Here is a 12,656-nt window from a genome sequence, read left to right as displayed (position 1 = left end):
TGGCCTGCGTCATCATCGACGAGATCCACGCCCTGCACGCCTCCAAGAGGGGCGACCTCTTGTCCCTCGGCCTCTCGCGCCTGTCGGCTCTGGCGCCGCGCCTGCGGCGCACAGGCCTTTCTGCGACGGTGGATGACCCCGCCGTGATCCAGCGCTGGATGGGCGACGGGGACAGGCCCGTCGACCTGGTGCGCGGGCCGCCGGGGGCGACGCCGCAGGTGGACCTCCTGCTCTCGGGCGGGCGCACGCCCTGGGCGGGGCACACCGCCCAGCACGCCATGGCCGAGGTCTACGCGGCCATCCGCGCGTCGCGCACGACCCTGGTCTTCGTCAACACCCGCTTCCAGGCCGAGTTCGCCTTCCAGGAACTCTGGAAGCTGAACGAGGAGAACCTGCCCATCGCCCTGCACCACGGCAGCCTGGCCGCCGAGCAGAGGCGCAAGGTCGAGGCGGCCATGGCGAGGGGCGAGCTGAAGGCGGTGGTCTGCACCTCCACCCTCGACCTCGGCATCGACTGGGGCGACGTGGACCTGGTCATCCAGCTGGCCTCGCCCAAGGGCGCCAGCCGCATGGTCCAGAGGATCGGCCGGGCCAACCACCGGATGGACGAGCCCAGCCGCGCCCTCTTCGTGCCCGCCAACCGGTTCGAGGTTCTGGAGTGCCAGGCCGCGCGGGAGTGCATCGCCGAGAACCGGCTGGATGGCGAGCCCCTGCGGACCGGCGCCCTGGACGTCCTGGCCCAGCACCTGCTGGGCTGCGCCTGCGCCGAGCCCGTCTCCGACGAGGCTCTGTTCGACGAGGTCCGCCGGGCCGGGCCCTATCGCGACCTGTCGCGGGAGGATTTCGACCGCACCCTCGACCTGACGGCGACCGGCGGCTACGCCCTGCAGGCCTATGACCGCTTTCGGCGGATGGTGCGCGGTCCCGACGGCCTCTGGCGGGTGCGCAACGCCGACACCGCCCGGCGCCACCGGCTGAACCTCGGCGCCATCCTGTCGCCCGACGTCCTGTCGGTGCGGGTGGTCCAGGGCTCGCGCCTGGTCGGGGGCCGCAAGATCGGCGAGATCGAGGAGGGCTATTTCGAGATGCTCGACCCGGGGGACACCTTCGTCTTCGCCGGCCAGGTCTGGAGCCTCGCGGCCATCACCGGCCTGGACGTGCTGGTCCGGCCCGCCCGGTCGGAAGACCCCAACATGCCCTCCTGGGGCGGGTCCAAGTTCGCCCTGTCGAGCCACCTCGCCCGCCGGGTGCGGCGGATGATGTCGGACGAGGCGGCCTGGGGACGCCTGCCCCCCGACGTGCGCGAATGGCTGGGCCTGCAGCGTCTGCACTCGCGGATCGTCGCCGAGGACGAGATGCTGGTGGAGACCTTCCCGCGGGGCCGGCGGCATTTCCTGGTGGCCTATCCCTTCGAGGGGCGGCTGGCCCACACCACCCTGGCCATGCTGCTGACCCGCCGGCTGGAGCGGGCGGGCGCCCAGCCCCTGGGCTTTGTCTGCAACGACTACGCCCTGGCCGTCTGGTCCCTGAGGCCCATGGACGAGGTCGACATGGACGACCTGTTCGCCCAGGACATGCTGGGCGACGACCTGGAGGACTGGCTGGCGGAGAGCTTCATGATGAAACGGGCCTTCAAGGGCTGCGCCATCATCGCCGGCCTGATCGAGCGGCGTTTCCCGGGCGAGCCGCGCAAGACCGGGCGGCAGGTCACCTTCTCCACCGACCTGATCTACGACGTCCTGCGTCGCCATCAGCCCGACCACCTGCTGCTGCACTGCGCCCGGCAGGAGGCCGCCGAGGGCATGATCGACGCCGCCCGGCTGGGCGACCTCCTGGCCCGGGTGGCGGGCCGCATCCGCCATGTGACCCTGGAGCGCCTTTCGCCCTTCGCCGTGCCCATGCTGATGGAGATCGGCAAGGAGAGGTCGCCCGGGCAGGCGGGGGACGCCATCCTGGCCGAGGCCGAGAGCGACCTCATCGCCGAGGCCCTGGCGTGAGCCCGGTCCAGGCCCTGGGGCTGCGCGCCCTCGAGGACGGGGCGATGGCCCTGACCCTGGCCGGCGAGGCCGCCCGGCTGCTGCCTTCAGGCGCCCTGTTCCTTTCGGGGCGTTCGACCCTGGTGGTCGCCGACCTGCACCTGGAGAAGGGCTCGGCCTTCGCCGCCCGGGGCCAGCTCCTGCCCCCGCTCGACACCCGCGAGACGCTTCGCCGGCTGGCGGCCGACGCGGCGGCTCAGGCGCCCCGCTGCATCCTCTTCCTGGGCGACGCCTTCCACGACCGGGACGCCTCGCGGCGCATGTCGGGCGAGGACCGGGCCGCACTGGAAACGCTCGGGCGGACTTCGCAACTGGTCTGGATTACGGGCAACCACGATCCCGAGCCTGACCGCGACCTGCCCGGCGAGGCGGCGGACGAGATCCGCCTGGGCGACCTGGTCCTGAGGCACGAACCGGAGCCGGGCGCAGCCCCGGGGGAGATCGCCGGACACCTGCACCCCTGCGCCCGGATCGCCACCCCGCGCGGGGCTGTGCGGCGGCGATGCCTGGTGACCGATGGCGAGCGAGCCGTCCTGCCGGCCTACGGCGCCTTCACGGGGGGACTGAACGTGCTGGACGCCGCGTTCGCCGGCCTGTTCCGGGGTGCGCCGGTCGTGGCGGCCCTCGGCGACAGCCGGGTGCATGCGGCGGGCGTCCGGTCCCTGCGGACGGACGGGCGCTAGATGCGCAGGGCCTTCTCCAGGGCCAGGGCCAGGGACACGCAGGCCGAGAAAGTCAGCAGGGTCATGAGGGCAGGGTACCGCGCCAGGGTCTGGGGAGCCCGATCGAAGAGCCAGGCCGCAAGATAGGTCACGATGAAACCGCCGAGAATCCAGTCGGCGGGGACAAAGTCCCGAGCCAGCAGGAGGCCTCCTCCGGCGAGGGGGGGCAGCATGGCCGCCGCCAGTCTGAGGAATCGCGGCGGGTCGCGGTCGGTCTCCTGGCTCCAGCGGATGCCGCCCAGAAAGCCGAGGATCACCGCCGACCAGGTCAGAAGGACATGGATCGCGGTGAATCGCAGATCGGGAGGGCCGAAGGCGTAAACCGCAGCGGCCACCGGAAACCCGGACAGTCCGACCAGGGCAAGGACCAAGACCGGTGTGGGAGCCAAGGGCATCACACCCTCCTGAAGGCCGCAGAGGCCGCCCAGCCGGCGGCGAGCGCGATCGACACTGAGATCACACCATAAGCCCATGGCCGCTCGCGGGCAAAGCCGGAGATCACCCGCTCCACGCCGACCTTCTCGATCGTCAGGTCACGGCTTCGGCGCGCGACGGGGCGGCCGCCCCGGAAGAGGATGACGTCCACCTTGTAGGACCCGACCGGAGCGGAGACCGGGAGCACCACCCTTGCCCGGAAGAGACCCCGATCAACAAACTGAACGCCGGCGGGATCCTCGACATAAAGCCGCTCACGGGCCTTTAGACGGAGAAAGGCCTGCCTGTAGGGCTCTCCTCCGCCGGCTGAGAAGGATACGCCCCCGAGCCCGGCGCCAGCGCTTCGCAGGGCGTCCTCGGCAGCAATCTCCGACAATCTTCGGCTTGAGGCTGTGAGGTGGAAGCCCGGCGCTCCCGAGACGGTTTGGGGCGATCCGTTGAGCCAGAGGCCAGCTCGACGCTCCCGGCGCGCGATGGCGACCGGCTCCTCCGGGCCCCGCACCACGACGACCACGTCGGCGGGCGCGCCCGTGGCGCCAAAGACCGCCCCGAAGACGGAGATACGGGCGCCAGTGTACCCGGTCGTGACCTCGATGGTCGCGCTGCTCAGGTCGGCGGCGAGCTCAACGGGGGGAAGCGAGGGCATCGCCATCTCAGCCGCCCACCGGAAGAAGGACGTAGGGATCGCCGGGGGTCAGGGTCAAGGTCGCCCCCATGGCCAGCCCGATGGCCAGAATAAGAAGCGCCAGAACCACCCGGAGCTCCTCGGCGCGGATCCTCGAGGACGCCCTGGCTCCGAGCTGGCCACCAAGGACGCCCCCGATCACGAGAAGGCCGGTGAGAACGATGTCGACGGTCTGATTTCGGCCAGCCTGGAGCAGGGTGGTCAGGGACGTCGTCAGGATGATCTGAAAGAGACTTGTTCCCACGACGACGCTCGCAGGCATCCTCAGAAGGTAGATCATCGCCGGCACAAGGATGAAGCCGCCACCAACTCCCATGACGGCCGAAAGGACGCCCGCAAGCGCGCCCAGGCCCAGGGGCGGCAAGACGCTGATGTAGAGGCGCGACTGGGGAAACCGCATACGGAACGGCAGACCATAGAGGAGGAGGGGCCGTCGCTGGGTGTGTGCAGGGCCCACCTCTCCGCGCTGGCGACGGATCAGGGCGCCGACGGACTCCCAGAGCATGAGAGACCCGATCGTGCCCAGGAAGACCAGATACGAGAGGGCCACGACCAGATCCGCCTGCCCGGCGAGGCGCAGGAAGCGGAAAACCTCGACACCCACCAGCGCTCCCACAGCCCCACCGGCCGCCAGGACGCCGCCCATCCGGAAATCGACGCCGCGACGGGCGGAATAGGCGAGGACCCCCGAAGTCGACGAGGCGGCGACGTGCCCCGCCATACTGGCGACCGCGACAGGAGCGGGAATCCCCAGGAAGACCAGGATCGGCGTCATCAGGAATCCACCACCGATCCCGAACAGACCTGACACAAAGCCGACAAGGGCGCCTGCGGCCACCAGAAGCGGAGCGTTGACGGAAATCTCAGCGATGGGGAGGTAAACGTCCAGCGATCCCGCCCTCCGGAGGCGTCAGCGGCCCAGCATGGCGAGCCGCCTGAGCGTCGCCTCGTCGAGGAGACCCGTCGGCGGCGTATTCTGGTCCTTCTGATAGGCCTCTATGGCGGATCGCAGAGGAGCTGACAGGGCGCCATCCGCCGGCCCCGAATAGTACCCCAGCCGCCCAAGCGCCCGTTGAGCGAGGCGGATGTCCTCGGCCGCAGTTGACGCCGAAGCGCTGAGAACCGGCCGGAGCCGCTCCACCTGCCGCAGGGCCTCCCCATCGCCGCCGTCGGCGGCCCGGGAGTACCAGACGAAGGCCTGGCGGAGGTCCTTTGGGACACCCATGCCGCGCTCGTAGATGGCCCCCATGTTGAACTGGCTGTCGACGAGGCCGGCCTCAGCCGCGCGCCGAATCCACCCCACTCCCATCGCCGGGTCCTGCGCGCCATTCGTCCCGTTCATGAGGTCGAGACCATAGCTGTGCATGGCGACCCGGTCACCCGCCTCGGCCGCCCGGCGCAACCAGGAGCGCGCCTGAAGAGGGTCCTTGGAGAGACCGCCTTCGCCCTTTGAATAAAGCCCCGACAAACTGCGCATGGCTGGACGATGGCCCGAAGCCGCCAGGGCCTGGATTTCGGTCGTTGCGGTGATCCGGCCGGCGGCCAGATCCGCCTGGGCCCTCCGGAACCGAGAGTCCGCCGATAACGCGCGAGCAGTGGGCGACGCCGCCGCTGCGGGCGTCCGCCCGGCATCGGCGGAGGCAGGTGCAGGCACACTTGCAGCCGGCGCCAGAGCGACCGCCGCCCGGACAGGCGCCTGCGGTGCGGGGGCCAGAACGTCCGGCTGAGTGCGGGCGACCGACCCGGCGCCGGCTTCCCGGGAAGGGGCATCGAACAGGGTCAGGGTGGCGAAACCGACCAGAGAGGCTGAAATGCTGAAGACCGCCAGAGAGGTGAGTCCCGGCCCTGCAAAGCGCCGCGGGCGCGGTGCGGGACGGGGCGCCGCCAGGTCAAGCCCCGGCAAGGTCGGCGCGTCCTGGTCGACATCAGTGGGCCCAGGTCCGTCGAGGATGTCCAGGGGACTTCGGGCGTTCGCCGCCCGGGCCTCGGCGAGCAGGTCCACCGGCCAATCCCCTGGGGCCTCGGCGTTAACCGGGAACTCCCCGGTGTCAGAGGATCGATCCACGCCGCCAGCCGTCGCCGGACCCTGGTCCTCGTCGTCGAACAGGGCGAGGACCCGCGCATGTTCATCTTCATCGAACCGGGTTGCAGCGGCCGGCATCCGGGAAGGCGGGAAGCGAGAATCCAGTCGGAGTCTCGCCTCTTCAAGAAGACGCGCCGTCCGGTCCTCACTCTGGCGGATCCGCCGGGAGATATCGTCCTCCGTCGCGACATCCCATCCGCCCTGAGACGGGGAGGCCGGCGGTTCAGTCCAGGCGCCCGGGCTGTCGCCCATGCGCGTGACCTCGTCCCCCAGCCGTGAGAGCGTAGCCGCCTGACCCGGATCCGCGCGGGAGAGCCGGCTCTTCAGGATCTCGCCGATCCGCTCGACCTCGTCCGCGGGTCGCCTGGCCGCAGAGGGCTCATCCAGCGATTTGTCAGGCCCTGGGTCCAGGGCGACCCTGCCGGAAGCCTCTTTCTCGACCTTCTCGACCTTGACCGTAAGGTCGGCGAGGGCGCGCTCAAGCTCGGAAATCCTGCGGCCTGACGCCTCCCCCAGCTCACGGGACATCTCGGCGCGAGCCGCGTCCAGCCGCTCTCCAAGCCGAAAAGAGACCTCCCTCAGCCTTTCCTCTACGCCCTCGAGGGCGGCGGACTCCAGCCGGGCGAGCCGCTCGTCGACCCCTGCAAAGGCTTCCCTCAAGGTACTCATGGCGGCGGCGGTTCGGTCCTGGATCTCTCCGACGCGGAGGGAGATCTGGTCCATTCCTGCGGCCGATGCCTGGGGACGGGACTCGGCGCGGTCAAGGCGGGATCGCAGACCGTCGAGCGCCTCCCGTGTGCGGACCTCACCGTCCTGAACCTGGGCGGCAAGCCGGCTGAGGGCATTCTCCAGCGCCCGGAGCACTCCCTCATGGCGGTCGAAGCGGGACTCCTGACGACCGGGGGGCTGTGAGTGTTCGACGGCTTGCTCAAGTCGGCCAAGGGTAGCCCGGACGGTGGTCTCGAGATTGGAGATGGCCTTGCCAGTGCGCCCCTCAGAACCTTCAAGGCGATCTGCGAGTCGGTCGAGAACCTCCGTCAGCCGTCGCAGATCCGCCTCAGGGCGATCAAAGGGGTCCCGGGTTCCACTCTGCGGGAGCTCGCGCGCAGCCTGCGGCCGGCGAGCGGTCGCCGGTGGAGTCTCGCCGTCGAGAATAGACCGGTTAAGCCACTCCCCAAGAGTCATCCCCGCCCGGGCGGCGAGTTCCTTGGCGACTTCGCGGGCTTTCGGATCGATCCCCTTGACGCTCCATGGGGCCCCTGCCGTCATGCGAATCGCTCTCCCAAACCGCCGAACACCGGTCTACCCAGCCGGCTTTGAGGTGTAAACGCGGGGTTAACCTGTCGGGCGCATCGGGGGGCGAGACCTTGTGGATATCTGGGGATGCCCCGTCCTCACGCGTGGAGACTGCCGGAGTGGACGTCAAAGTCACCCTTGTCGCACTTGCCGCTTCCGCCGGCCTCACCGTTTTTTCGGCATGGCGGGGTGCGCGGCCCCCGGATTTTCGACGCGGGCCCCGAATGATGCCCTGGCGCCCCTTGATGGCGGCTGCTGCAACCGCCTGCCTTCTCTTCCTCGTTCATCTGGTGAACCTGATGGGCATCACCACCGGTCAGACGAGACCCTGAACCGCCTCCTTCGGGTCCGCCTGGCCGGCGACCGGTTCGGCCTTGCGGGGGGGAGGTATGTCCGCCTTCCCGGGGCGTCGCGTGAGGCCGGCGAAGCCGCCGGAGGTCAGGAGACTGACGTCCGCCAGCAGGACGGCGATAGCCCACTTGGCGGGAGCCGCCGCGTATCTCGGCTCCCAGTTCGGGTGGAACTTGTCCTTGTAGCTCCGCACGCCCTGGAAGTTGTAGACATCCTCCCCCAGGTCGAACATCAGACGGCCGACCCGGGTCATGACGGGGGCCAGCGGACGATCCTCGAGCCCCGCGAGGGGCGCATTGCCGAAGTCCAGGTATGCGTAGCCCTGGTCACGGCCCCAGCTGATCAGCTCGACGAAGAGGAAGTCCATGATCCGCTTTGGTGCGGCCCAGTTGTAGCGCATCAGATCGATGGAGAAGGCGTCCAGGCTGGAGGTCGGCCAGAGATTGGCGAAGGCGACGATCTTTCCTTCCCAGCGTGCGATCGCGACAGGAAACTCCCTCAGGTAACGGGGATTGAATCCGCCCAGCGCGAAGGACTTGTCCCCCCCGGATTGCCGCGCCAGCCATTCCTCTGAAATCTCCGCCAGCTCCGACATGAAGTCGTCGATCCCTCCCGGCGGGACGACCTCGAATTGCGCCCCGCCATCCCGCACCTGTCGCCAGGCGCGGCGGATCTTGGCCCGGGTCTGTCCCTCGAAGGCGAAGTCCTGGATCGGCAGGCGCGCGCACTCTCCGATCTTCTGGATGGAGAAGCCGAGCTCGACAACATCCGGGAGATCATCCGGGCCGATGCCGTAGAGGCCGGGTCGGGCGGCGTGCGCGTCGGCAAGCTCCCGGAAGCGCCAGAGGAGTTGAAGCCGTTCATCCCGCCGGCCCACAGGGCCTCCGAGGGCGATCCAGGAGCGCCCTCGGACCCCGAACATCATGAAGCTCTTGCCAGACTCCGAGAACAGGAAGCGCTTGTCCCCGAAAAGGGCGAGGTTGGAGAGGGGTTCCGCCGTCTCCGAGTCTGCGAGAATGGCCCGGACCCGGGCGAAGTCGGAGTCATCCTCACCGATCACCCGGGGGGTCGCCGCCGTCGCGACCAGACGCCACACGCCATATCCGAGAAAGGCCAAGGCCGCGCCCGCCCAGGCCCGGATCGAACGCGCGACATCGCCATCGACCATGGTGCTCCAGAATGGCTGGTCTTCATAGGAAACGTGCTGGAAGAACCAGACGCCCAGGAGGCCCGCCCCGACGACGGCGGCGCCCGCGCCAAGAAGCCATCCTGGCGTGACTTCCATCTGGGAAAGTGCGGCCTTCCTGGGAAAGGCGGCGCGCAGGGGCGCGAGGAAGACCCCGATCGCCGCCAGAATGAGACCCTGCTCCCAGATCAGGCCCTTTGAGAAGGACAGCAGAGCGGTCAGGAAGAGGACCGCCACGCTCGCCGCCCAGGCGGCGTCCAGCCGCGACCTCAGACCAAAGGCCAGCATGACCAGAACAAGCCCCAGAACGCTGGAGGCGAAGTGGCTGATCTCGATGACCGGGGCCGGGAGGGCGACCGCCAGACGCATGAATCGCTCGGGCGAGGACGGGGTTGCCCCGGAAGCAATCAGCAGGGCGCCCGCGGCCATGACAAGGATCGCGCTCAGCAGGGGAGCGGCCGACAGTAGGGCCGGTCTGAACTCTCGTCTGAGCGCCATTTTCAACCTGAGAAGCATGGAACGTAGCCGGTAGTTTATCCTCGCAAGATTAAGAGATGGGTTCCAGACCCCGGGGGATCAAACCCGCCCTGCGAATGTCTTGCTCCTGCCGGGGCGACCGCTAATGTGGCGCGCGGCTCAGCGCTCAATCGGAGGAAGCCCATGGCGGATCTTGGCGGCGAGACCCTTGAGGCCTTCAGGGCCGAGGTCCGTAGCTGGCTCGAGGCGAACTACCCTGCAGAGCTGCGTGGTTCGGACGTACGCACGGACCCTGAGTCGGTCTGGGGCGGCCGCGCCTTCCTCGGGTCCGAGGACCCCCAGATCGTCTGGATGCGCCGTGTCGCCGAGAAAGGCTGGACCGCGCCGACATGGCCGGTCGCCTATGGCGGAGGCGGGCTTTCGCCCGAAGAAGCCAAGGTCATCGAGCAGGAACTGGCTCGTGGCCGCTACCGCCCGCCCCTGTCGTCCTTCGGTCTCTGGATGCTGGGACCGGTCCTGCTGGAATATGCCAACGAGGCCCAGAAGCTCGAGCACCTGCCGCGCATTGTCCGGGGCGAGGCCCGCTGGTGCCAGGGCTATTCGGAGCCCGGCGCGGGCTCGGACCTCGCCTCCCTGCAGACCCGATGCGAAGACAAGGGGGACCACTGGCTGATAAACGGCCAGAAGATCTGGACCAGCTACGCCAACAAGGCCGACTGGTGCTTCTGCCTGGTCCGCACGGAAACCAGCCGGAAACACGAAGGCATTTCCTTCGTCCTCATCGACATGACCTCCCCGGGCGTCGAGACCCGGCCGATCCAGCTGATCTCGGGTGAGAGCCCCTTCTGCGAAACCTTCTTCACGGACGTGAAGATCCCCAAGGGCAACCTCGTGGGACAGGTCAACGGCGGCTGGCAGATCGCCAAGCGGCTTCTGCAGTACGAGCGCCAGAACATCTCCGGCGGCTTCGGCCCGGGCGAGGGCGCCTCGGGTACGTCCAGCGACCTCGGCGTCATCGCCCGCAATTATATCGGGACGGACGAAACCGGGGCCGTGGCGGATGCGGACCTGCGCAGCAGGATCACCCGCAACAAGATGGACTTCGACTGCTTCTACAAGACGCTCAACCGGATTGCGGCGGAGTCCAAAGCCTCCAATGGCCCCTCCGCCGCGACCTCCATCATCAAGTACTCGGTAGCCGCCTTCGCGCAGGAGCGCTCGGAGCTCATCGTGGAGATGATGGGAAGCCAGGGTCTTGGCTGGTCGGGTGACGACTACGCCCCGCAGGAGATCGGGGCTGTGCGCGGCTGGCTCCGGGCCAAGGCCAACTCGATCGAGGGCGGAAGCTCGGAGGTCAACCTCAACGTCATTTCGAAGCGGGTGCTCGGGCTACCGGACCCGGTCTAGTTTTTCCGGACGCAGATTTTTCAGGAGGCGGGACAGATGGCGGATTTCGGCGGCGAAGACCTCGAGGGCTTCCGGACGGAAGCGAAGACCTGGCTGGAGGCAAACTTCCCAAAGGCTCTCGCCGCGGATCCGGCTGCGCAGATGGCGGCCATGGGGGGCGGGCGCGAAAGCGACGAGGCCCGAACCTGGCGTGAACGCATGGGCGCCAAGGGCTGGGGCGTCCCCACCTGGCCGGCGGCCTACGGCGGCGGCGGCCTCTCCCGCGCCAAGGCCAGGGTCCTGGCGGAGGAAATGGCGAAGGTCGGCGCTCGCAATCCCATCGGCGGCATGGGCGTGATGATGTTCGGCCCCACCCTGCTGGAGTATGGGACCGAAGCCCTGAAGGCCCAGCACATGCCCGGCATCGTCACCGGCTCGGTCCGCTGGTGCCAGGGTTATTCCGAGCCCGGTTCAGGGTCCGACCTGGCGTCCCTGCAGACCCGTTGCGAGGACAAGGGCGACCACTGGCTGGTTAATGGCCAGAAGATCTGGACCTCGGGGGCGAACATAGCGGACTGGTGCTTCTGCCTGGTGCGCACCGACACATCCAAGAAGCATGAAGGCATTTCCTTCGTCCTGATCGACATGCGCACCCCCGGGGTGGAGGTCCGCCCGATCAAGCTGATCAACGGCACCTCTCCATTCTGCGAGACCTTCTTTACGGACGTGAAGGTTCCGAAGGACCAGCTGTTCGGGCCCCTGAACGGCGGCTGGACCGTCGCAAAGCGCCTGCTCCAGTTCGAACGCGACAATATCTCCGCGGGACTGGGGGGCGGCTCGATCGGCGCTCCAGCGGCGGCCCTGACGGTGCGGGAGGCGGCCCTCGATTATGTGGGCGTCGACGAGGATGGTCGCCTGGCCGATCCCGACCTTCGCCGACGGATCATCGAGCACCTGATGGAGACCCAGGCCTTCCAGCAGACCGTCCGCCGGGCGGCGGATGAGTCCAAGTCCAACCAGGGCCCCTCCGCCGTCACCTCGATCATGAAGTACGCCGGCGCGAAGATCGCCCAGGAGCGCAACGAACTGATCGTCGAGTCCCTGGGGACCGCCGGTCTGGGCTGGGAGGGCGAAGGCTTCTCCTCCCCCGAACTGGCCGCAGTGCGAACCTGGCTGAGGGCCAAGGCGAACTCCATCGAGGGCGGGACCTCGGAGATCAACCTGAACGTCGTCTCCAAGCGGGTTCTGGGCCTCCCGGATCCGAAATAACCGACTCGCGTAACTGCCTCCATATGGTATGATTAGCCATAAAATATTGAAAATTAGGGAGTATTTCTGATGGTCGATTTTGACGACCGTGGACTCGAAGGCTTCGGCTCCGAGGCGCGCGACTGGCTCGAGGAGAATTTCCCCGTCTCCCTGCGCAAGGACCTCGCCGCCCTCGAGGCGATGGTCCTCTCACCTGAGCCCGCCAAGGGCGATTTCGCGCTGTGGAAGGCGCGCATGGGCGCCAAGGGCTGGGGCGTCCCGACCTGGCCGTCCCAGTACGGCGGCGGCGGCCTCTCCCGTGACCAGGCCAGGGTCCTGCAGCAGGAAATGGCGGCCATTGGCGCAGTGAATCCCATCGTCGGCATGGGCGTCAGCATGTTCGGCCCGACCCTGCTGGAGTACGGGACCGAGGCCCAGAAACAGAAGTACATCCCCGACATCGTCAATGGCCGCGTCCGTTGGTGCCAGGGCTTCTCGGAGCCCGGCGCGGGCTCCGACCTCGCCTCGCTCCAGACCCGAGCCGAGGACAAGGGCGACCACTTCCTGGTCAACGGCCAGAAAATCTGGACCTCCGGCGCCCAGTGGGCCGACATGATCTTCTGCCTGGTCCGCACGGACGCCACCAAGAAGCACGAGGGCATCTCCTTCGTGGTCTTCTCCATGCGCCAGCCGGGCGTCGAGGTCCGGCCGATCCGCCTGATCGCCGGCAACTCGCCCTTCTGCGAGACCT

The 12,656-nt window shown here is 68.4% G+C and carries 10 protein-coding genes; 5 read left to right on the top strand and 5 right to left on the bottom strand.

Annotation, left to right across the window (positions count from 1 at the left end; genetic code table 11):
- Both INE98_RS02750 and pdeM read left to right on the top strand, forming a co-directional pair.
- Window positions 1–1,997: ligase-associated DNA damage response DEXH box helicase (locus INE98_RS02750; RefSeq protein ID WP_293536367.1), on the top strand; the 1,997-nt coding region annotated here is incomplete at its 5' end.
- Window positions 1,994–2,719: a ligase-associated DNA damage response endonuclease PdeM gene (gene pdeM / locus INE98_RS02745; protein ID WP_293536365.1), complete on the top strand. Its 726-nt coding sequence runs from the start codon at window positions 1,994–1,996 to the stop codon at window positions 2,717–2,719. The genes INE98_RS02750 and pdeM, both read left to right, overlap by 4 nt.
- On the opposite strand, the gene INE98_RS02740 is transcribed toward pdeM, so the two are convergent.
- The 5 genes from INE98_RS02740 to INE98_RS02715 form a co-directional block, all read right to left on the bottom strand.
- A complete protein-coding gene (locus tag INE98_RS02740) occupies window positions 2,716–3,153 on the bottom strand; it encodes a DUF3429 domain-containing protein (protein ID WP_293536363.1) in 438 nt (145 codons plus the stop codon). The two genes, pdeM and INE98_RS02740, sit on opposite strands and share 4 nt — an antisense overlap.
- Window positions 3,153–3,839 carry a TIGR02186 family protein gene (locus INE98_RS02735; RefSeq protein WP_293536361.1) on the bottom strand — a complete coding sequence of 229 codons (687 nt, stop codon included), beginning with the start codon at window positions 3,837–3,839 and terminating at the stop codon, window positions 3,153–3,155. Before INE98_RS02735 ends, INE98_RS02740 begins: the two co-directional genes overlap by 1 nt.
- Window positions 3,840–3,846: 7 nt before the next feature.
- A complete protein-coding gene (locus INE98_RS02730; protein WP_367120160.1) occupies window positions 3,847–4,716 on the bottom strand; it encodes a sulfite exporter TauE/SafE family protein in 870 nt (289 codons plus the stop codon).
- 72 nt (window positions 4,717–4,788) lie between these two features.
- Window positions 4,789–7,230, bottom strand: coding sequence for a peptidoglycan-binding protein (locus INE98_RS02725; RefSeq protein ID WP_293536359.1), 2,442 nt, complete (start codon window positions 7,228–7,230; stop codon window positions 4,789–4,791).
- Between the two features lie 343 nt (window positions 7,231–7,573).
- Window positions 7,574–9,292 carry a bifunctional lysylphosphatidylglycerol flippase/synthetase MprF gene (locus INE98_RS02715; RefSeq protein ID WP_293536356.1) on the bottom strand — a complete coding sequence of 573 codons (1,719 nt, stop codon included), beginning with the start codon at window positions 9,290–9,292 and terminating at the stop codon, window positions 7,574–7,576.
- Between the two features lie 162 nt (window positions 9,293–9,454).
- Between INE98_RS02715 and INE98_RS02710 the strand changes: the two genes are divergently transcribed.
- The 3 genes from INE98_RS02710 to INE98_RS02700 form a co-directional block, all read left to right on the top strand.
- Window positions 9,455–10,678 (top strand): acyl-CoA dehydrogenase family protein, encoded by a 1,224-nt coding sequence (locus tag INE98_RS02710; protein ID WP_293536354.1) that lies wholly within the window; start codon window positions 9,455–9,457, stop codon window positions 10,676–10,678.
- Between the two features lie 36 nt (window positions 10,679–10,714).
- On the top strand, window positions 10,715–11,926 hold the full coding sequence (locus INE98_RS02705) for an acyl-CoA dehydrogenase family protein (RefSeq protein ID WP_293536351.1): 1,212 nt from the start codon (window positions 10,715–10,717) through the stop codon (window positions 11,924–11,926).
- A 69-nt stretch (window positions 11,927–11,995) separates the two neighbouring features.
- The coding region (locus tag INE98_RS02700) for an acyl-CoA dehydrogenase family protein (RefSeq protein ID WP_293536349.1) at window positions 11,996–12,656 on the top strand (661 nt) is incomplete at its 3' end.

It is taken from the genome of Phenylobacterium sp., from assembly GCF_020253645.1.
GTDB lineage: Bacteria > Pseudomonadota > Alphaproteobacteria > Caulobacterales > Caulobacteraceae > Phenylobacterium.
The sequence above is the reverse complement of the archived record's forward strand: the minus strand, read 5'-3'. Positions and strand labels throughout refer to the sequence as shown.